Below are 20,319 nucleotides of genomic sequence, written 5' to 3'. Positions count from 1 at the left end.
TCGCCCGCAGCGTGGCGATGCCGCCGGCGGTCTGCCGCAGCGTGGTGATGCGAGCGGTCTGCCGCAGCGTGGTGACGCCGCCGGTGGTCTCCCGCAGCGTGGCGACGCCAACGGGACCGGTCGGTCCCAGCGTGGCGATGCGAATGGTCTTCCGCAGCGCGGGGATTCCGCGGGCGGCCTGCCGCAGCGGGAGTCGGGCAAGCACGGTCTGGCTTCGCGTGACGGGGCGGCCGGGTTGCCGCCACGTGACGGTGTGGCCGGTGGTCTGCCGCAGCGTGGTGACGCGAACGGCCTGCCGCAGCGTGGGCCCGGCGGGCTCCCGCAGCGTGGGGACGCGAGCGGTCTGCCGCAGCGCGGTGATTCCGCCGGTGGCCTCCCGCAGCGTGGGGACGCGCTGAGCGGCGGTCTGCCGCAACGTGATCCGCTGCGTGATCCGCTGCCCGACGTGCTGCCGCAGCGCGGGCCCAACGGCCTTCCGGTACGCGATCCGGGCGCGGGTCTGCCGCAGCGTCCGGCGCCCATCCCGGGTGTCGGTCTGCCGCAGGGTGATTCCGGCGATCCCAAGGATCGCGGCCGGCACTCCTTCCGGTCGAATCCGCAGAAGGCGGCGTCGTTCTTCCAGACCCGGTTGCAGCCGGCCGCCGGCGACAGCGATGTGTCTTTCGGCACACCGATTTTCGCCGAAATGATGTCTGCCTGGCTGTCGGATCCGAACGCGGACCGGTCCCAGGTGGCCGCTTCCTTCGAATCACCGGGCGATGAGGGTTGGCAGGCGGCGCGCCGCGCGGTTGAATCCTCTGCGGAGAAGCGGACGGCCGCCGGTCTGCCGCAACGCGATCCGGGTAACCGGCTCGTGCCGGGCGGTGTCAACGGAAACGCTGACAAGGCCGCCCATCGCGACCCAGAATCCATCAGGTCAAGTCTCAGTCGTCACCAGCAGGGCGTCCGGGACGGCCGCGCGATGAAAGCTATGAACCTAACCGGAGATAAAGGAGACCGATGAACCCCGATCTAGGTGGTACGAAGCGACAGCTGGATTGGCTGGTTTCGAACTTCGCCAATGAGGTTCCCGGCGTTGCGCATGCCGTGCTCGTGTCCGCCGACGGCCTACTCATGGCCGCCAGCGCCCAGCTGCCCGTGGATCGTGCCGAACAGCTGTCCGCGGTGACCGCGGGCCTGGCCAGCCTCTCGGTGGGTGTCTCGAACCTTTTCGAGGGCGGCACCGTGTTGCCAGTCGGTGGTCGAGATGGAACACGGCTACCTGCTGCTCATGGCGGTCGGCGACGGCTCTTACCTGGCGGTGCTCACGAATACTTCGTGCGACATCGGCCAGGTGGGCTACGAAATGGCGTTGTTGGTCGAGCGAGTGGGCCAGACAGTTCAGGCCACACCTCGCGTCACGATGGGTTCCTGATGGCGGGATGGACATAGACAACGAACGCGTCGGTAGCGCCGAGCCAAGCCTCGTCCGCCCCTACTCGCTGACGGCCGGTCGCACCCGGCCGAAGGTGGAGTTGGCCTTGGAGGCGCTCGTCGCATCGCATCCGGTCGCCCTAGAGCGGCAGTTCTAACTCACCAATATCGAGACGTCAATCGTGGAGTTGTGCAGAGAATCGCCGTCGGTTGCCGAAGTAGCCGCACGCCTGGGTATCCCGATCGGGGTAGCCAGGGTGCTGGTCGCCGACCTCATCGAAGCCGGCCATGTGCGGGTATCGGCAACATTGAAAGACGATTCCAGCGACGATGAACGTCGCGAGCTGATCGAAAGGGTTCTCAGTGGACTCCGGCGTATTTGATTCGACGACACAGGTCGACACGCGCACCAGCAAGCCCACGTCGGCGAAGATCGTGGTCGCCGGTGGTTTCGGTGTCGGCAAGACCACCCTGGTCGGTGCTGTGTCGGAGATCGTTCCGCTGCGCACCGAGGCTTTGGTGACCAATGCCAGTGTCGGCGTGGACTCCCTGACCGGAGTCCCGTCGAAGGCCACCACCACGGTGGCCATGGACTTCGGCCGCATCAGCCTGGCCGACGACCTGGTGCTGTACCTGTTCGGTACGCCGGGCCAGTACCGCTTCTGGTTCATGTGGGACGACCTGATCCGCGGCGCCATCGGCGCGGTGGTGCTGGTCGACACCCGCCGGTTGGAGGATAGTTTCGCGGCCGTCGATTACTTCGAGGCGCGCAACCTACCCTTCCTGGTGGCCATCAACGAGTTCGACGATGCGCCCCGGTACCCGGTGGAGGATATTCGCCAGGCCCTCGCGGTCCCGGCGGATACGCCCATCATGTCGATCGACGCCCGTCGCCGGGAGCCGGTCAAGCAGGCGCTGGTCGCGGTCACCGAGTACGCCTTGCGCAAGGTTGTGCAGGGCTTCTAGGGCTTTCGTCATCCCGGAACGCCGGGGTGCGGTCCGTTAAGCTCGCGCCGTGAAGATCTCGGCGCGGGAGCTGCTCGGCGAATTGCTCGATCCCGGATCCTTCGTGAGCTGGGATCGTCCTCCGTTGGAGGTCGCCCGTTCGTCCGAGTACGAGGCTGATCTGCTGGCCGCTGCGGCAACGGCGGGTACCGACGAGTCGGTGCTCACCGGGGAGGGGTTGCTGCGCGGACGGCGAGTCGCCGTGATCGCGTGCGAATTCGCTTTTCTCGCAGGGAGTGTGGGAGTGGCGGCCGCCGAACGCATCGTGTCGGCGGTGGAGCGCGCGACCGAGCTGGGTCTGCCCCTGCTCGCCTCGCCGACCTCCGGTGGCACCCGAATGCAAGAGGGCACAGTCGCTTTCGTGCAGATGGTGAAGATCGCCGGTGCGGTGGCGGTGCACAAGGCGGCCGGGCATCCGTACCTGGTGTACCTGCGCGACCCGACCATGGGCGGGGTCTTCGCGTCCTGGGGTTCGCTGGGGCACATGACCTTTGCCGAGCCGGGCGCGCTGATCGGGTTCCTGGGTCCGCGCGTCTACAAAGCCCTGTACGGCAAGGACTTCCCCGAAGGTGTGCAGACCGCCGAAAACCTTTATCGCAGTGGGGTGATCGACGGCGTGGTGCCGGTGACCATCTTCCGTCGTATCGCGCATCGTTCCCTCACCGTTCTGTGCGACGAGCCCCAGTCGCTGCCCGAAAAGGAAAGCGATCCACGCGATTTCGATCATGGCGTGGGGATATTCGAAGCCGGGCACGAGTTGTACGGGCCCGCGCTGCGAGAAAGCGACGACACACCGGCGTGGCAGTCCGTGCTGATTTCGCGCCGTGCCGACCGGCCCGGTATCCGGGAGCTGCTGCGGCAGGTGACCGACCGAGTTCCCTTGTCCGGCACCGGCCAAGGGGAGCTGGACCGTACCGTGGTGCACGCGCTGGCGCGCTTTCGTGGTCAGCCGTGCGTGGTGTTCGGGCACGACCGGGCCGGGCAGTCGCCGGAGCAGACCATGGGGCCTGCGGCGTTGCGGGAGGCGCGGCGCAGTATGTCCCTGGCGGGGGAGCTCGGCGTGCCGCTGGTGCTGGTGATCGACACCGCCGGCGCTTCGCTGTCGCGGGAGGCCGAGGAGCGCGGTCTCGCGCCCGAAATCGCCCGCTGTCTAGCCGATCTCGTCACCTTGGATACGCCGACCGTCTCGGTGCTGCTGGGTCAGGGCAGCGGCGGGGGAGCGCTCGCGCTGCTGCCGTCGGATCGAGTGCTGGCCGCCGCGAACGGCTGGCTCGCGCCGCTGCCGCCGGAGGGGGCCAGCGCCATCGTCTACCGAGATATTCGTCACGCACCGAAAATGGCGGCCCGGCAAGGCATTCGGGCCAAGGACCTGCTGGCGAGCGGCATCGTGGATCGTATCGTGCCCGAATACCCCGATGCCGCAGACGAACCGGTCGATTTCGCGCAGCGCATGGTGGCCGCCATCGCCGGTGAGCTCGCGGAACTGCGCGCGAAACCCCCTGAAGAACTACGCGCCGCCCGCCGGTTGCGCTACCGCCGTCTCGGAGTTGCTGAAAGTTAGCAATTTCACACTCGCTCTACCAGCGCTAACACGCCGGGCTACGTGGTTGACGCCCGGTTGAACCGCTCCTACGGTCGATTGGGTGACTTACAGGAGCGAGACCAGCCCAGTGCCTTCCACCATCCTGAACGATGGCACGGTCATGCCGCGCCTCGGCTTCGGAGTCTTCCAGGTCAGCACCGACGATGCCGTGGCCGCGGTGAGCACCGCGCTCGAGGTCGGCTACCGCAGCATCGACACCGCGTCGGTCTACGGCAACGAGACCGAGACCGGCCGTGCCATCCGCGAGTACGGGATTCCGCGCGACGAGGTCTATCTGACCACCAAGCTGTGGAATGCCGACCAGGGTTACGACGCCACGCTGCGCGCCTTCGACGCCAGCATGGAGCGGCTCGGCGTCGATTACCTGGACCTCTACCTCATTCACTGGCCCATCGAGTCGGCCGGATTGTTCGTGGACACCTTCCGCGCCTTGCAGGCCATCAAGGCGTCGGGGCGCGTGGTGTCCATCGGCGTCTCGAACTTCACCGCGGCTCACCTGGAGCGGGTGATCGCCGAGACCGGTGAGACGCCGGTGGTGAATCAGATCGAGCTGCACCCGCATTTGTCCCAGCCCGAGCTACGCGCCTTCCATGCCGCGCACGGTATCGCCACCGAGGCGTGGAGCCCGCTCGGTCAGGGCGCGGCGCTGAAGGATCCGGTGATCGCCGCCATCGCCGAGCAGACCGGCCGCACCCCGGCCCAGGTGATCCTGCGCTGGCACATCCAGCTGGGCAATGTGGTGATCCCCAAGTCGGTCACCCCGTCCCGCATCGCCGAGAACTTCAATATCTTCGACTTCGAGCTCGACGGCGATCAGATGGCCCGGATCTCGGCCCTGGACAACGGCGGTCGCATCGGACCGGATCCGGACGTCTTCACAGCGGGTGCGCCCCAATAACCCGCCCTCGTCATTCCGGCGTGCTTTCGGCCGGAATCTCCAGGTATTTGGTCAGCTCCACGGCCGCGGCCCGCCCCGCGCGGTTCGCGCCGATGGTGCTGGCCGAGGGCCCGTATCCGATCAGATGAATCCGCGGGTCGGCCGCCACCTGGGTGGCCAGCTGCCCGGTCATGGTGATCCCGCCGCCCGGCCCGCGCAGCCGCAGCGGGGCCAGATGATCCAGCGCGCTGCGGAATCCGGTCGCCCACAAGATCACGTCGGCGGGCTGGAAAGTGCCGTCCGCCCAGCGGATTCCCTCGGCTTCGATGTGGTCGAACATGGGCTTGCGGTCCAGGACGCCGCGGGCGCGCGCCGCCCGCACCGCATCCGATTCCGGCAGCCCGGTCACCGAAACCACCGAGCCCGGCGGCAATCCGCGCCGCACCCGGTCCTCGACCATGGCCACCGCGGCCCGCCCCTGTTCCGGCGCGAATTCCCCACGGCGGAAGACGGGTTCGCGCCGCGTCACCCACGTCGTCGAAGCCACACGCGAAATCTCGTCCAGCAGTTGGATGGCCGTGATCCCGCCACCCACCACGACCACGCTTTTGCCCGCGAACTCGTCGGCGCTGCGGTAGTCGTGGGCGTGCAACTGCCGCCCCGCGAACTCCGCCGCGCCCCGGTAATAGGGAATGAACGGCTTGTCCCAGGTCCCTGTGGCATTGACCAGCCCGCGCACCTTGAATGTCCGCTCGTCCCGCGTCTCGGCGTGCAGCAGCCCGTCGACCTCCCGGTCCGGACAGGTGACCGGGGTGGCCCGGTCGCACACCACGCTCACCGAGATCGGTCGCTGCACCCGCAGATCGAACTGCTTCTCGTACAGCTCGAAGTAGTGCGGCACCGCCGTCGCGGCCTGCGCGTTCTCCGACCCCGGCGGCAGCGTCTCCTCGAACGACATCCCCGGCAGATCGTGCACCCGGTTCACCGTGCTCAAAGTCAGTGACGGCCACCGGAATTGCCAGGCCCCGCCCGGTGCGGGCGAATGATCCACGATCAGGAAGTCGTGTTCGGGCCGCAGGCCCAGCCGGCGCAGGTGGTATCCGACCGAGAGCCCGGCCTGACCCGCACCGATGATCAAGATGTCGACATCGGGTGTTGCTGTCACCGGGCCGACGTTACGCCCGCTTACAGTGTTTGATGACCAAGGGTATGCAGCACAGCGGGGAAGGGACACATGCTCGGAGTGAGCCGCGATGGTGAGGTCGTCACCATCGAACTACAACGCCCGGAGCGCCGGAACGCCCTCAACGGCGAGCTGGTGGCCCAGCTGCGCGCGGCGATCGAGGAGGCGGCGGCGACCGCGCGGGTGATCGTCCTGACCGGGCAGGGACCGCTGTTCAGCGCGGGTGCGGATCTGGACGGGGTGTATTCGCAGGAGTTCCTGGATTCGCTCTTCGCCATGCTGCACGTCATCGAGACGGTGCCGGTGCCGGTGATCGCCGCCATCAACGGCGGTGCGGTCGGTGGCGGGGTGCAATTGGCCATGGCCTCGGATCTGCGGGTGATGACCGAGGATTCGTTCATCGCGATTCCGGCCGCGAAACTCGGTATCTCGGTGGATCGTTGGACCATCAAGCGCCTGGTGACCATGATCGGATCGAGTCCGGCGCGCACCATCCTGATGGGGGTGGAACGCATCTCGGCGCAGGACGCCTACAACTTCGGGTTCGCCAACAAGATCGGCACCCTGGCCGACGCGCAGGCATGGGCCGCGCAGATCGCCGAACTCGCGCCGCTGTCGCTGCGGCATATGAAGCTGGTGCTCAACGAGGACGGCACCCGCGAGGCCGGAACGCAGGAGCAGGCGCAGGCCCTGGCCGCCGCGTGGACCAGTGCCGATGCCGCCGAAGCGCGGCTGGCCCGGCAGGAGAAGCGCGCCGCGAAGTTCGTCGGCCGATGAACGGGCAGCGCGTCGCCGCGACTTCGCGGAGACTGGTGGGTATGGCAGCGGGAGCATTCGGTCTTTCCTGGGTGGTGCGCGCGGCGTGGGGCATTCCCTCCGCAATGGGTGCGTCCATATCGGCGATCGCGCCGACCGCCAAGGGTTCGACCACCTATCGCAAGGGGCAGTTCCACAACACCGAGCCGAGCAGCCAGCTCACCGGCTCCGGGCTGGAATTGCTGTATCAGCTGGTGACGCAGCGCAATAACGGGCGGCCGCCGGGGAACATCCCGCTGGTCACGCCGGAGTTGCCGGAGCAGGCCGCCGATCTGGCGGTCACCTGGTACGGGCACGCCACCTGTCTGGTGGAGGTGGACGGCTACCGGGTGCTGACCGATCCGGTGTGGAGCGAGCGGGTTTCGCCGTCGGCGCTGGTGGGTCCGGCCCGCCTGCATCCGGTGCCGTCGCCGCTGGAGTCGCTGCCGCCGGTGGACGCGGTGCTGATCTCGCACGACCATTACGACCATCTGGATCGTGAGACGGTGGACGCGCTGGTGGCGGGGCAGGACGCGGTGTTCATCGTGCCGATCGGGATCGGCGCGCATCTGCGGCACTGGAACGTGCCGGAGCGGCGCATCGTCGAATTGGATTGGGGCACTTCGGTTTCGCTGTCGGAGCTGGAGCGGGCGCACGAGGACGGCACCGATCTGGTGATCACCTGTTCGGAGGCGCGGCATTTCTCCGGGCGCGGGCTGGTGCGCAACACCACGCTGTGGGCGTCCTGGTCGATTGCGGGACCGACCCGTCGGGTTTATTTCGGTGGGGATACCGGGTACACCAAGGCATTCGCGGAGGCGGGCGCTCGTTTGGGCCCGTTCGATCTGACACTGCTGCCGATCGGCGCGTACGACCGGCATTGGCCCGACGTACACATGAATCCCGAGGAGGCGGTACAGGCACACGCCGATCTGTGTGTCGGCGATCCCGGCCACGGGCTCCTGGTCCCCATTCACTGGGCCACCTTCAATCTGGCCTTCCACGGCTGGTCGGAGCCGGTGCGCCGGCTCGTCGAAGCGGCACAGGCCGCGGGCACCGACACGGCGGTCCCCAAGCCGGGACAGCGGATCGACCCGATTGGCCTCCCACCACGGGATACGTGGTGGGAAGATGTCCGCGAATGACCGATGGACCGAGAGTGAAGGAGCAGGGGCTGTGAGTCTTTTGGACACGCTCAAGGGCTTGGTCGGCAAGGGCAAGGAAGTGGCGGCCCAGAACGCCGAGAAGATCGAGCAAGCCGTCGACAAGGCCGGCGCGGTGATCGACGAGAAGACCAAGGGTAAGTACTCGTCGCACATCGACAAGGGCAAGGACGCGGTGAAGAACGCCATTCCGGCGGATACGGCCGAGGCCGCGCCCGCCGAGGCCCCCGCGGAACCGGCTCCGGCCGAGCCCGCACCGACCGAGGCGGCGGCCGCACCGGCCCCCGAGCCCGCCCCGGCGCCGGCCGCGGAGCCCGCCCCGGACGACAAGCCGACCGCTTAGTCGAACGTTTTTCGCACGGGCCGTGCGGGTCCGATGGTGCGCCATCGGTGACCCGCACGGCCCGTTGCCTTTTCGCGCCCACCCGTCATCCCGGCATGTTCTCGGCCGGGATACACACGGTGCTGTGTGGATTCCGGCCGAAAGCACGCCGGAATGACGGGGAGGGGTGCTTAGACTGTTGGTCATGGGGTCCCGGAGAAATTTCGGGGGTATTGAGGTTGGAGTGACCAACCTCGACAAGGTGCTGTACCCAGCGACCGGGACCACCAAGGGCGAGGTCATCGACTATTTCACCGCCATCGCCCCGGCCCTGCTGCCGCATATCGCCGAGCGGCCGGTAACCCGCAAGCGCTGGCCCAACGGGGTCGACGAATCCTCCTTCTTCGAAAAGAATCTGCCCGATCACGCCCCGAAATGGCTGGAGCGGCGGGAAGTTCAGCACTCCGACCGCACGGTCGTGTATCCGCTCATCGATTCGGTGGCCGGCATGGCGTGGCTGGGCCAGCAGGCGGCCCTCGAATTGCATGTGCCGCAATGGCGTTTCGACGGTGCGGAGATGGGATCCATCACGCGACTGGTCTTCGACCTGGATCCGGGACCGGGCGCGGGGCTGGCGCAGTGCGCGGAAGTCGCCTTGATCCTGCGCGATGTGGTGCGGGACGTGGGATTGGAGGCTTTCCCGGTCACCAGCGGCTCCAAGGGGATTCACATCTATGTGCCGCTGGACCGCAAGCTCGGCCCCAATGGCGCGTCCGCGGTCGCGAAGCAGGTGGCGACGAATCTTCAGAAGCTGCGCCCGGACCTGGTCACCGCCACCATGGCGAAGTCGGCGCGGGAGAACAAGGTCTTCCTGGACTGGAGCCAGAACAATCCGGCCAAGACCACCATCGCGCCCTACTCCCTGCGCGGGCGCACCGAACCTTGGGTGGCCGCGCCGCGCGCCTGGGCGGAGATCGAGCAGCGGAAGAAGCTGCGGCACTTGCGCTTCGACGAAGTGCTGAAGCGCTGGCAGGCGCAGGGCGATCTGCTGGCCGGACTCGATGATCCGGTGCCGGGCGATGAGCGAGCGCCGGAACCGGACCGGCTCGACACCTACCGCGCCAAGCGTGACGCCGGGCGCACCCCGGAACCGGTGCCGCCCAGCCCGCCCGCGGCCGGCCCCGGCGACCGCTTCGTGGTGCAGGAACACCATGCGCGGCGGCTGCATTGGGATGTGCGGCTGGAACGCGAAGGCGTGCTGGTCTCGTGGGCGGTGCCGAAGGGCCCGCCGACCGATTCGCACGAGAACCGGCTGGCCGTGCACACCGAGGATCATCCCCTCGAATACCTGACCTTCCACGGCACCATCCCCAAGGGCGAGTACGGCGGCGGGGAGATGAGCATCTGGGATACCGGCACCTACGAGACCGAGAAGTGGCGCGACGACGAGGTCATCGTGCGATTCCACGGTGCGCGCCTGGACGGGCGCTACGCGCTCATCCAGACCAACGGCAATCAATGGCTCATGCATTTGATGAAGGATCAGGGCGCGGCAGCGGAAGGCAATGGTGCGCAGCGGAATTCGGCCGTCAAGAGCGATGCGCCGTTCCCGCACGGGTTGCAGCCGATGCTGGCCACGCCCGGTGAAGTGGCGAACCTGGACGCCGGGAACTGGGCCTTCGAGCCCAAGTGGGACGGCTTCCGGTTGATCGCCGAGATCGAGGAGGATGCCGTCGTATTGCGCAGTCGCGCCGGGCATGTGGTGACCGGGAAGTATCCCGGTCTCGGCGCGCTGGCCGAGGAATTGGCCGGGCACCGCGTCGTGCTGGACGGCGAGGCGGTGGTCTTCGACGACCACGGCGGCGCGAATCTCGGTCTGTTGCGCGCGGATTCGGCCCGCGCGGTATTCGTGGCCTTCGACCTGCTGTACCTGGACGGAACTTCACTGCTGCGCAAGCGGTACGAGGATCGGCGGCGGGTGCTGGAGGCGCTGGCCGTGCAGGCGCCCTCCTTGAATGTGCCGCCGCGCCTGGAGGGTTCGGGAGCCGAGGCGCTGCGGTCGAGCCAGGAGCAGGGTATGGAGGGTGTGGTCGCCAAGCGCCGCGACTCGGTGTACCTGCCGGGCAAGCGCGGTCAATCGTGGCTCAAGACCCGCAATTGGCGCACCCTGTCGGTGGTGATCGGCGGCTATCGCCGTTCGGAGGCAAGGCAATTCGCCTCGCTGCTGGTCGGCGTCCCGCACCAGGGCGAGCTGTATTACCTGGGCCGGGTAGGCACCGGTTTCACCGAGCAGGAGCTGAGTCAGCTGGCCGATCAGCTGCGCCGCCTGGAACGCAAGACCAGCCCCTTCGGCAACGAACTGAGCACCGAGGAGCGCAAGGACGCCACCTGGGTGACGCCCCGGCTCACCGGCACGGTCCGCTTCATGAACTGGACCGAGGCCGGCCGGCTCTGGCATCCCGCCTGGATTCCGGCCTCGGACTGAGCTTTTCGCTCAGGCGCTCTTCTCCAGCAGCGGCACCAGCGTGTCGACATCGGCCACCAGCGCATGCCCCTGGAATTCGAATTCGTCCCAGGCCCGGGCCAATCCGGCCTCGTCGCGCCCGCCCACCGCGTCCTCCACCACCACCGGAATGAACCCCAGATCGGTGGAGTGCGTGACGGTGGGCGCGATCCCGATCTCCAGCGCCACCCCGCAGATGGCATAGGCGCAGATCCCCAGGTCGCGCAGCGTGGAGGCGAGCGGCGTCCCCTCGAACGCCGACATGGACGTCTTGTCGAAGACGATCTCCCCCTCCTGCGGCCGCAACTCCGGAACCAGCTGGAACCCGGCCGTATCCCGCTGCAAGATCGGGGTCACCGCCTCCACGGTGTCCACCCCCTGCCAGGCCATCGCCATCCGCAACGCGAACCGCCCCATCAACCGCTTCGGCAGGAACATGTGCCGCAGGAAGATCACCGGATACCCGCCCCGCCGCGCCGCCGCCACCACCTTCGAGACCCGCTCCACGATCTGCTCCGCATCCGGCAGCTGCGACAACACCCCCACCTGCATGTCGTACACGATGACCGCCAGCTTCTCCGGCGCGCACACCTCCTCCAGCGACTCCGGAATCTCCAGCCCGTTGCCGTACCGCATCCGTATCCTCCGCTCCACCAAGCCTTTTCGATCTCCGAGCCTACTCGTGGCGGGCGTGGTCGCGGCCGGGTCCGGACTCGCGCTTTTCGGACTCGGTGCACCGGACCGGTGGTGGCGGACGCCGCGGTCAGGCCGAGGCGGGTTGGGCGCCGGTCCGCGGTGCGGGCTTACCGCGGGCCGCGCCCGGATCCTCGACGATGCCGAAGCGGATGAGGCTTTCGGCGGTGTCGAGCAGGGTGGTTTCGAGGGGGCGCTGGGCCCAGCCGAGTTCGCGGCGCGCCTTGGCGGCGCTGAGGTGTTCCTCGCGGCCGAGGTAGCGGGCGGCGATGCGGGCATTGGCATCGAAGCGGGCGACCAGGCGGATCAGCCAGTCGGGGAGGGTGCGGGTGGCGACGCGGTAGCGGGTGGCGAGGGCCTTCGCCATCTCGGGGAACGAAACCTGTTCGCCGGTGAGGACATAGCGATTGCCGGCGGCCTGCGGGAGTTCCAGGCCGAGGCGGTGGGCGACGGCCAGGTCGCGGACGTCGACGGTGGAGAAGTTGAGGCGGGGGACGCCGGGCATCTCGCCGGAGAGCAGGATGCGGATGCCGTCCACGGAGGTGCCGTACTCGGGGCGCAGCACCGGGCCGATGATCATGCCCGGATTCATCACGGCCAGTTCGAGTTCCGGATGCTCGGTCACGAAATCCCAGGCGGCGCGCTCGGCCAGGGTCTTGCTCTTCTCGTAGGCGTCGCAGGCGGCGAGCTCGGACCAGTCGGCTTCGGTGGCCACCCGATCCTCGTGACCGACCCGCACGGCCGCGATCGACGAGGTGAGCACGACGCGTTCGATGCCGTGTGCGGCGGCCGCCCGCAGCACCCGCAGGGTGCCGTCCACGGCGGGGCGAATCAGCTCGTCCTCGTGATCGGGCACGCTGCCCGGGAACGGCGAGGCGGTGTGCACGACGAAGCGGCAGCCGCGGACCGCGTCGTCCCAGCCCGCGTCCGAGCCGAGATCGGCTTCGACCAGTTCGACGCCGGGCAGCACATCCGCCACGGCCTGGGCGCGGGCCACCGACCGGATGGTGCCGCGCACCCGGTAGCCGTGTGCCAGCAGTTCGGTGCTGACGTGCCCGGCGAGGTATCCGGAGGCGCCGGTGACGAGGACGAGATCTGACATGCCCTACTCCAATCTGAGCAGTGTTTAGAATCTAAACAATGTATAGATATCGAGGGTGTGGTTCGTCAAGCCTTTACGCTCAATCCATGCCGCCGACCAAGGACCGCTACCACCACGGAGATCTCCGGGCCGAACTGCTGCGCGCCTCATTGCAGTTGATCGAATCGGAGGGGCTGGCGGCGGTGAGCCTGCGCCGGGTCGCGCGCGAGGCCGGTGTCAGTCCGGGCGCGCCGTATCACCACTTCGCGGACCGGGCCGCGCTGTTCGCCGCGCTGGCGGCGGAGGGCTACGAACTGCTCCGGGCCGAGATGATCGCGGCGCGCGCGGCCGCCGCCGACCCGCGGGAAGCCCTGATCGCCATGGCCGAGAGCTATGTGCGTTTCGCCCGCGAGCACCCGGCTCGCTTCCGGCTGATGTTCCGGCCCGAATTGGTGCGGCCGGAGAAGAATCCGGCGACCGCGGTCGCGGGCGATGCCGCCTTCGCCGAGTTGGAGGATGCCATCGCGGTGGCCACCCGGGCGGGTTCGCTCACCGCCGAGGATGCCGAGACCCTCGCACTGGGCTGGTGGAGCATGGCGCACGGCCTGGCCTCGCTCACCCTGGACGGCAAGTTCGAATTGCGTTCGGCCCAAATGGGAACCACCTCGCAGGCCCTGACCGAACGCATCACCCGCATGTTCGCGGGGATCCTGGACGCGCCGCAAAAGCAATGAGCGGCAGCGGCTTCCGGCCGCTGCCGCTCATCGAGTCGGAGTGAATCAGTTGCGCTGGAAGCCCGCTGCCGTCCGCAGTCCGTAGCCGGCGACGCGGTCGATGCCGATGTGCAGCATCCAGGCCAGCAGCAGGGTGAACAGCGCGGGGGAGTCGATCGCCGCGCAGGTGTAGGCGACGGCCAGGGCGAGGGGGATCCAGGTGCGGTGCGCGAAGTTGTAGAACGGCACCGCCTTTCGCGGCAGCTGCCCCTTCGCGACCGGTTCGTTCGCGCCGATCGCGGCGAAGAAGGTCAGATCCGGTGCGATGAGTCCGGTGGCGAGCGCGGCCCACGCGCCACCGCCGTGCTTGACGCCCTCGAGGATCGCGAACGCCGCGAGGAACAGCGTCCAGGCGGCCCAGCCGAGCTTGCGGGCGATGGTGACGAAGCGCCGGGCGGGACGGGTGTCGGTGCTGGTGGCCGGGGTGGTGGCGATGGTGGTCATGCTGCGCTCCAGTGCTTCGAACCGTGGCTAATGCCGTTAGCTAAACGGTAAAGCTAACGGCATTAGCTTGTCAAGCGGCGGTGAGCGCGGGCTCCGGATCCGGTGCGGGCGTGGGCTGGAAGCCGGGTAGATGGCCATTGACGAAGGGGATCAGCAGCTGGATGAGCGGACCGATGCCGAAGGCGTACACCAGGGTTCCGATTCCGACGCTGCCGCCGAGCAGGAAGCCGATGGCGAGCACCGTGGCTTCCAGTCCGGTACGAACAAGCCAGACCGGTCGTCCGGTGCGACGGACCAGTCCAGTCATCAGGCCATCGCGCGGGCCCGGACCCATGCCCGCGCCGATGTAGAGCACCGTCGCCACCGCGTTCAGCAGCACGGCGGCGAGCATGGCGGCCACGCGCACCGGAAGATTCTCCAGCTCGGGCAGCAGTCGAATGCCGACATCCACCGAGATGCCGATGACCACGACATTGCTGACGGTGCCGAGACCGGGCCACTGCCGCAAGGGAATCCAGGCCAGCAGCACCAGTGCGCCGGTGATCGCCACCACGGTGCCGAAGCTGAGCGGGACGTGCGCGGTGACGCCCTGGTGGAAGACGTCCCACGGGTCCAGGCCGAGGGCGGCGCGGAGCATGACGGCCATGGAGAAGCCGTAGAGCCAGAGTCCGGCGTAGAGGGCGAGCAGGCGGCGCAGCAACATCGCTCCAGCATGGCGATGACTGGACTTCTGAAACAGAGCCAGTTGGCGATTGCTGGCCTGTTCCCGGCTAGGCTAGCGACCGGTCTGTCCGATTTGCCTGAGCCGCAATGCCTTTCGCTCGCAACGCCGTGGCAACGACGCGCGGGCAGGCGTTGACCAGCGGGTATGTCCGGCAGTAGTTTGATGGCTCCGATGCGCCGGAGCTGTGGTCGGCGCGATATGCCAAACCGTGTTGCTGGAGCGTCGGCTGGTTCGACGCTGGAGGCGCGATGCGGTGGCAGGAACTTCGGCCGTGGTGGCGTACGGCCCTCACCGTGCTGGCCGTGGCGGTGGCCGCCATCGTGGTGGTCCCGACCCGCGCGGATATCCCGTACCCCGACGATGATCCGTTCTACGCCGCGCCGGCGGACCTGGCGGACCGGCCGAACGGCGCGGTGCTGGATTCCCGCCCCATCTCGGTATTCGGCCTGCCGCTACCGGTCTCGGGCTGGCAGGTCCAGTACCGCAGCACCGATTCCGCGGGCGAGCCCATCGCCGATATGGCCACCGTCATGACCCCGATGACGCCGTGGCTGGGCGCGGGCGCGCGGCCGCTGCTGGCCTACCAGGTGGCCGAGGACAGCCTGGGCACCCAGTGCGCGCCGTCCTACGCGCTGCGCGGCGGGCTCGACTTCTCGATCGTGAACACCGTGCTGGACATCCCGTTCCTGACCGCGGTGCTGCTGCGCGGCTGGTCGGTGGTGGTGCCGGATTACGAAGGGCCGCAATCGCGCTTCTTCGACGGGGTGACCTCCGGGCGCGGCGTCCTGGACGGGATCCGCGCGGCCCGCGACTTCCCGCCGCTGGGCGTCACCGCCGCCACGCCGCTGGGCGCGTGGGGCTATTCGGGCGGGGCCTTCGCGACCCTGTGGGGCATGCAGCTGCGCGCCACCTACGCCCCGGACCTGCTCTTCTCCGGCGTGGTCTCCGGCGGCGTGCCGGCCGATATCGCGGCCATCGCCCGCAAGTCGGACGGCAGCTGGGCCACCGGCCTGTCGATTCTGATGCTGGTCGCGCTGGCCCGCAACGATCCCGGATCGGGCCTGCCGGAGCTGCTCAACGACAGCGGTCGCGAGCTGTTGAGCAGCGAATCGCACTCCTGCGGTAGCGAATTGGTGCTGCGCTACTACTCGCGGCATGTGGACGAGTTCGCGCTGGAGTCGAACCTGCTGTGGCACCCCACCTTCGAGGCCACCACGGCGCGCCAGGAGCTGGGCGACGTCGCGCCGGACGTGCCGCTGTACCTGTATCACTCCAATGATGACGACGTCATACCCGTGGCGGGCTATACCGCGCTGGTGAACCGTTATTGCGCGCTGGGCGCGAACCTCACCGCGGTGCACTCGGGCATCTCCGGCCACAATCCGGCCGCCGCGGTGGAGGCGTTCGGGGCCATCGGTTTTCTCACGGACAGATTCGCCGGTATTCCCTCATCGACCGGCTGCACCATCCGCTGAGCCCGCCGGGCGCATCCGGGAATCGGGTGCGCCCCAGCGGGTCTCGATCAGTTGTCGCCCGGCTGCGCCCAGCGGGTGCTGCCCGGCGCCGCGTTCAGCGTGTTGATCAGGTCGATACCGGCGATGAGCAGCGTCGGGCCGCCGACCACCAGGGTGCCGATGATCGCGCCGATGCCCGCCGCGACCGGCACGGTGGCCAGGCCGAAGGCGCCACCGGCGAAGCCGATCGCGCCGATGGCCGCACCGATGGCCAGGCCCACGAAGCTGCCGATGGCGGTGGCGATGCCGAACTGGCTGGAGAAGTTGGTCAGCGCACGCTGGTTCTCGGCATTGGAGGCAACCGGCTGCAACGCCGGGCGGGCCGCGGCGACATCCTTGGCGGGGGAGAGCCGCAGGGTGTGGGCGTCGTCGGCGAGCGCGGCCGGGATGGCGTACTCGAGGCCGTCGCTCTGGAAGGCCAACGGCAGGCTCACCACGGTATTGCCCGCGATGTCCTTGACGTTCACGGTGCCGCCGGCGAGCTCGAACTCGCCGTTGGTGAGGGTGGTGACGACGGTGGTCCCGGCCAGCTGGGTCTGGTACCCGATCTCGGGGACGGCCGAATCCGCCTGTGCCACGCCGGATCCGGCGAGGGCTACGGCGGTGACCAGTGGTGCGGCAACAGCGGTGATCTTGCGCAGCATGGAGTTTCCAATCTTCATCAGGTTCTGGCGGCAACACCGAGTCGGCCCGAAAAGATTCCCTCCCTTTTCCACGTGCAGGCCACCCCAGGATCGCAACGCGTTCTACAACTGTTCACCGTAGACCCAAGTGCCGACAAGCCGGATAAGTTTCGACTCGAGTGTCGATCAAATCAGCTGGTCGACTCCGAACGCGAGCCCGCATACTCCCAGCACCACTACCAATGCCACCGCGTCCGCGAGCCCGGGACGGCTGGGCCGGGCGGTGAGTTCACCGGTGCCGCCGCGGGTGGTGATGGCCTCGCCCAGCTCCCCGGCCCGGCGGCTGGAGACCGCCATGCTCGCGGTCAGGATGTCGACCAGCGGATCGGCGGTGCGGTGCAGCAGTGCGCCTTTGGGCCGCAGCTTGCGGGCGGCCCGCAGTACCCGCATCTCGTCCAGCAGCAGCGGCAGTCCGCGCAGCGTCAGCGCCACCACCACCGCCCATTCGTCCACCGGGACGCGGTGCCGAACCCCGTTGCGGGTCCAGCCGATTCGCCGCAGCGGGCTGCCGAGCCGGGCCAGCGCGGGCGCGATATCACCCATCGGCGTGGTCCAGGCGATCAGGAAGGACGCGCCCAGCAGGATGAATCCGAACATCAGCACGTTGGCGTAGCGCAGCAGCGCGGTGCCGCCGATCGGCAGGTTGATCAGCGCGCCGATCAGCACGCCCAGCCACAACCACCACGGGAAGCGCGGCAGGGTGCCCAGCGGCAGCCGCGCCAGCAACCACACCGCGACCAGGAATGCGATGCTGATTCCCAGCACCGGCCAGGACGGCGCGACCATCAGCACCAGGCTGATCGCGAAGGCCGCGATCATCTTGGTACCGGCCCAGAGCCGATGCACCGGGCTGTCGACCGGTACCTCGCGCAGTACGACGCCGCTCATCGCGAACCTCCGTGGGTCTCGGGCCCGGTCGCCGGTCCCAGATCGAGCCGTGGCGCGGCGGCGAACGGCGGTGCGGTGGCGAACGGCATTGCGGCGTGGGCGGTTTCGGGGATCAACCCGCCGCGCAGATGCACGATGCGATCCGACACCGCCGCCACATCACCCACATCGTGCGAGATGACGATCAGCGTATGCCCCGAATCGCGCAGCCGGGCAAGCAGTTCCACCACGCTCGCGCGGCTCTCCGGATCGAGTCCGGCGAGCGGTTCGTCCAGCACCACCACCTGCGGCCGGGCGGCGACCATGGCGGCCAGCACCACCCGCTTGGCCTGTCCGCCACTGAGATTCTCGATGGACCGGGCCGCCAGCGCCCGATCCAGGCCGACGGCGTCGAGGGCCTTGCCGATGGCGGAGCTGCCCTGCCCGCCCCAGTCCTCGATCTCCTCGCCCACGGTCTGCCGCTGCAATTGCAGCCGGGAGTGCTGGAAGGCCAGCTGCACCTTGCCGATGTGCTTGTGCACCGGCCGATTTCCGCGATCGTCGGCCAATTCGCAGGTGCCGCCGGAGGGTACGGTCAGCCCGGCCATGATCCAGGCCAGCGTGGACTTGCCGGAGCCGTTGCCGCCCACGATGAGCAGCGTCTCGCCGCGATACACGGTCAGATCGATGCCATGCAGCGCCGGAGCCTCCCAGGGCGTGCCCTTGTTGTAGGTGTGGCGAACTCCCCGCAACTCCAGGATCGGGGCGCCCATCGGGCGGCGTCGCGGATCGTGCACCGGTCGCGGCCAGGCGGGCAGCTGATCGACCATGCGCCCCTGCCGCAGATGCACCACCCGGTCGGCGGCCGCGGCGTCGGCCTCGTGGTGGGTCACCAGCAGCACCGCCATCCCGTGCCGGCGCGGCAGATCGGCCAGTAGCGCGACCAGTTCCCGCCGCCCTTCGGGATCGATCATGGAGGTGGCTTCGTCGGCGATCAGGAAGCTGGGTCTGCGGGCCAGCGCCGCCGCCACCGCCAGCCGCTGCTGCTGCCCGCCGGAGAGGGTCGCGGTTTCGCGCCCGCCCATCCCGCCGAGCCCGACCTCGGTCAGCAGCCCGTCGATATCCACCGCGGCGGCGGCCCCGTCCGGCAGCCCCCACACCACATCGTCGGCGACCAGCACGCCCAGCGTCTGGCTCTCGGGGCGCTGCAAAACCATTGCGGTGCCGCCGAGTACGCCCAGCCCGGCCGCGCCCGGCCGATCGACGCGGCCGCCGGTCGGTGGCCGGCCCGCGAGAATCCGGGTGAGCGTGGACTTTCCGGAGCCGTTGTGCCCGACCACCGCCACGAACTCCCCGGCCCGCACGGTCAGATCGATCCCGCTGAGCGCGTCGGCGCGGGTCCCGGGATAGCGGAAGGACACCTGCCGCAGACTGATCGGCAAGGGCATCACCGGCCGGTCGTCGGCGGGCGCGTCGAGCAGATCATCGCGGCCGGGCAGCCAGGCCAGCCGGTCGAGCACCGCGCCCAGCACGAACCAGGACACCACCCCGCTGGCGATCATGGCCAGCACCAGTCCGCCGCCGATCCACAGCCACCACCAGCGCAAAGCCATCTCGGTGAGGTCGGCGACGCCCTTGCCGAGCGGTTCCAGCGCGGACGCCCGCGCCGCCAGATTCTCGATGCCCTTGGCGGTATTGCGAATGCTGTCGAATACCAGTTGCCGCGACCTCGAGAACAGCAGCAGCATGCCGACCGAGAACACCGCCCCGGCCAGTCCGGCCAGCGCCGACAAGCCGAGCACCGCGAGCAGCCCGCCGTGCCGCCGTTTCACGATGCCGATAATGCTGCCCAGCACCGCCACGCTCACCAGGTTCACCGCCGGCACGATGCCCGCGGCCACGAAGGTCACCAGCGTCGCGGCGATGGTGGTGGCGATCAGCGCGCGCAGCCGGTGCCGGTGCGCGAGCAGTCCCATCGGCACCGCCGCCACCAGCTGCAAGGCCGCCGCCATCGGTACCAGCGACCCGACCGTCACCAGCCCGACGGTCGCACCGCCCATGACGGCGGCGGTGGCGTATTCGATGGGGCGCAGCGGGCCGTGCGGGAGAGCCGGCTCGGGCGGGCGTTCGAGCATGCCGCCACGGGCTCGGGACGAATCGGTCACGCTCACCAGTCTGCCGTGTCGCCACGACTCGCAGGTCGACCCACGCGAACCCCCGTCGTTCCGGCGTGGTTTCAGCCGGAATCCCCCCTACGGAGTTCCGACCGGCTCCTTGGAGAGTTGCCGTATCAGGATCCATTTCACCGAGGGCGCGTCCTGCGGCGGGTTCTCCCACGGCCGCTGCTCGATGAGCAGGTGGTATTCGTAGCCCGGCTGGAACTCGAATCCTTCGATGCCGCCGTAGTGCAACTCCCAGGAGACGTTCGGATCGCGCCGCACCTGGAGGCAGAACATCTGCCCGACGCCGGTGCACGGCGCTTCCTGATCGGCGACGTAGATTTCGAACCGCTCGGTCCCCAGCACGGTGGGCGCGGGCTGGATGGTCGAGGAGGTCGCGGTGCCGGCGTGCTGATCGGGTGAGCAGCCGACCAGCGGCAGCGACGCCAGGAGCACGAGCGGAGCAACAAGCCGGAGGCGGGTGCGCATGTGCGCGAATATGCCACAGCCGGGCCGG

20 protein-coding genes and 2 pseudogenes are annotated in these 20,319 nt (G+C 68.7%); 12 read left to right on the top strand and 10 right to left on the bottom strand.

Annotated features, from left to right (window positions below; genetic code table 11):
• The coding region (locus NI1_RS38665; protein ID WP_174564490.1) for a hypothetical protein at positions 1–415 on the bottom strand (415 nt) is incomplete at its 3' end.
• Between the two features lie 30 nt (positions 416–445).
• Here NI1_RS38665 and NI1_RS38660 point away from each other — a divergent pair.
• The 6 genes and pseudogenes from NI1_RS38660 to NI1_RS13995 all read left to right on the top strand — a co-directional run bounded on the left by NI1_RS38660 (position 446) and on the right by NI1_RS13995 (position 4,919).
• The gene (locus tag NI1_RS38660; protein ID WP_067819684.1) at positions 446–1,003 is read left to right on the top strand and encodes a hypothetical protein; all 558 of its coding nucleotides are present in this window, start codon (positions 446–448) and stop codon (positions 1,001–1,003) included.
• A pseudogene (locus NI1_RS14015) lies at positions 1,000–1,414 on the top strand (roadblock/LC7 domain-containing protein). Before NI1_RS38660 ends, NI1_RS14015 begins: the two are co-directional and overlap by 4 nt.
• A gap of 7 nt (positions 1,415–1,421) precedes the next feature.
• A pseudogene (locus NI1_RS14010) lies at positions 1,422–1,796 on the top strand (DUF742 domain-containing protein).
• Entirely contained in the window at positions 1,777–2,379 is a 603-nt protein-coding gene (locus NI1_RS14005) for a GTP-binding protein (RefSeq protein WP_174564489.1), read from the top strand. The pseudogene NI1_RS14010 and the gene NI1_RS14005 overlap by 20 nt, the downstream one beginning before the upstream one ends.
• 49 nt (positions 2,380–2,428) lie before the next feature.
• Complete coding sequence (locus NI1_RS14000; RefSeq protein WP_067819681.1) at positions 2,429–3,979, top strand: carboxyl transferase domain-containing protein; 1,551 nt, start codon at positions 2,429–2,431, stop codon at positions 3,977–3,979.
• Positions 3,980–4,121: 142 nt separating this feature from the next.
• A complete protein-coding gene (locus NI1_RS13995; protein ID WP_067819729.1) occupies positions 4,122–4,919 on the top strand; it encodes an aldo/keto reductase in 798 nt (265 codons plus the stop codon).
• A gap of 10 nt (positions 4,920–4,929) precedes the next feature.
• On the opposite strand, the gene NI1_RS13990 is transcribed toward NI1_RS13995, so the two are convergent.
• Positions 4,930–6,063 carry an NAD(P)-binding domain-containing protein gene (locus tag NI1_RS13990; protein WP_067819678.1) on the bottom strand — a complete coding sequence of 378 codons (1,134 nt, stop codon included), beginning with the start codon at positions 6,061–6,063 and terminating at the stop codon, positions 4,930–4,932.
• Positions 6,064–6,132: 69 nt separating this feature from the next.
• On the opposite strand from NI1_RS13990, the gene NI1_RS13985 reads away from it, so the two are divergent.
• The 4 genes from NI1_RS13985 (at position 6,133) to NI1_RS13970 (ending at position 10,846) form a co-directional block, all read left to right on the top strand.
• The gene (locus tag NI1_RS13985; RefSeq protein WP_067819672.1) at positions 6,133–6,858 is read left to right on the top strand and encodes an enoyl-CoA hydratase; all 726 of its coding nucleotides are present in this window, start codon (positions 6,133–6,135) and stop codon (positions 6,856–6,858) included.
• A gap of 41 nt (positions 6,859–6,899) precedes the next feature.
• Positions 6,900–8,021, top strand: a complete 1,122-nt coding sequence (locus tag NI1_RS13980; protein WP_067819726.1) for an MBL fold metallo-hydrolase — start codon at positions 6,900–6,902, stop codon at positions 8,019–8,021.
• Positions 8,022–8,052: 31 nt separating this feature from the next.
• Positions 8,053–8,382: an antitoxin gene (locus NI1_RS13975; RefSeq protein WP_084523165.1), complete on the top strand. Its 330-nt coding sequence runs from the start codon at positions 8,053–8,055 to the stop codon at positions 8,380–8,382.
• Positions 8,383–8,566: 184 nt separating this feature from the next.
• Positions 8,567–10,846: an ATP-dependent DNA ligase gene (locus tag NI1_RS13970; RefSeq protein WP_067819668.1), complete on the top strand. Its 2,280-nt coding sequence runs from the start codon at positions 8,567–8,569 to the stop codon at positions 10,844–10,846.
• A gap of 9 nt (positions 10,847–10,855) precedes the next feature.
• Here NI1_RS13970 and NI1_RS13965 read toward each other — a convergent pair whose 3' ends face one another.
• Both NI1_RS13965 and NI1_RS13960 read right to left on the bottom strand, forming a co-directional pair.
• Positions 10,856–11,500 (bottom strand): cysteine hydrolase family protein, encoded by a 645-nt coding sequence (locus tag NI1_RS13965; protein ID WP_067819665.1) that lies wholly within the window; start codon positions 11,498–11,500, stop codon positions 10,856–10,858.
• A 127-nt stretch (positions 11,501–11,627) separates the two neighbouring features.
• Positions 11,628–12,659, bottom strand: coding sequence for an SDR family oxidoreductase (locus tag NI1_RS13960; protein ID WP_067819662.1), 1,032 nt, complete (start codon positions 12,657–12,659; stop codon positions 11,628–11,630).
• Between the two features lie 86 nt (positions 12,660–12,745).
• Between NI1_RS13960 and NI1_RS13955 the strand changes: the two genes are divergently transcribed.
• Positions 12,746–13,372, top strand: coding sequence for a TetR/AcrR family transcriptional regulator (locus NI1_RS13955; protein WP_067819658.1), 627 nt, complete (start codon positions 12,746–12,748; stop codon positions 13,370–13,372).
• 45 nt (positions 13,373–13,417) lie between these two features.
• Here the strand turns inward: NI1_RS13955 and NI1_RS13950 are convergent, their stop codons facing one another.
• Entirely contained in the window at positions 13,418–13,855 is a 438-nt protein-coding gene (locus NI1_RS13950) for a DUF4260 family protein (protein WP_084523163.1), read from the bottom strand.
• Positions 13,856–13,925: 70 nt separating this feature from the next.
• Positions 13,926–14,558, bottom strand: coding sequence for a membrane protein YczE (gene yczE, locus NI1_RS13945; RefSeq protein WP_067819655.1), 633 nt, complete (start codon positions 14,556–14,558; stop codon positions 13,926–13,928).
• Between the two features lie 269 nt (positions 14,559–14,827).
• Here yczE and NI1_RS13940 point away from each other — a divergent pair, with 269 nt between their 5' ends.
• Entirely contained in the window at positions 14,828–16,054 is a 1,227-nt protein-coding gene (locus NI1_RS13940) for a lipase family protein (RefSeq protein WP_067819652.1), read from the top strand.
• 47 nt (positions 16,055–16,101) lie between these two features.
• Here NI1_RS13940 and NI1_RS13935 read toward each other — a convergent pair whose 3' ends face one another.
• The 4 genes from NI1_RS13935 to NI1_RS13920 all read right to left on the bottom strand — a co-directional run bounded on the left by NI1_RS13935 (position 16,102) and on the right by NI1_RS13920 (position 20,291).
• Complete coding sequence (locus NI1_RS13935) at positions 16,102–16,737, bottom strand: DUF8020 domain-containing protein (protein WP_067819722.1); 636 nt, start codon at positions 16,735–16,737, stop codon at positions 16,102–16,104.
• 165 nt (positions 16,738–16,902) lie between these two features.
• Positions 16,903–17,664, bottom strand: a complete 762-nt coding sequence (locus NI1_RS13930; protein WP_067819650.1) for an energy-coupling factor transporter transmembrane component T family protein — start codon at positions 17,662–17,664, stop codon at positions 16,903–16,905.
• Positions 17,661–19,778, bottom strand: coding sequence for an ABC transporter ATP-binding protein (locus NI1_RS13925; protein ID WP_218026745.1), 2,118 nt, complete (start codon positions 19,776–19,778; stop codon positions 17,661–17,663). The genes NI1_RS13930 and NI1_RS13925 overlap by 4 nt, the downstream gene beginning before the upstream one ends.
• A 117-nt stretch (positions 19,779–19,895) precedes the next feature.
• Positions 19,896–20,291 carry a DUF4377 domain-containing protein gene (locus tag NI1_RS13920; RefSeq protein ID WP_084523161.1) on the bottom strand — a complete coding sequence of 132 codons (396 nt, stop codon included), beginning with the start codon at positions 20,289–20,291 and terminating at the stop codon, positions 19,896–19,898.
• Positions 20,292–20,319 lie beyond the last annotated feature (28 nt).

Source organism: Nocardia inohanensis NBRC 100128 (assembly GCF_001612945.1).
GTDB lineage: Bacteria > Actinomycetota > Actinomycetes > Mycobacteriales > Mycobacteriaceae > Nocardia > Nocardia inohanensis.
This window is presented reverse-complemented; position numbering and strand designations above follow the sequence as displayed.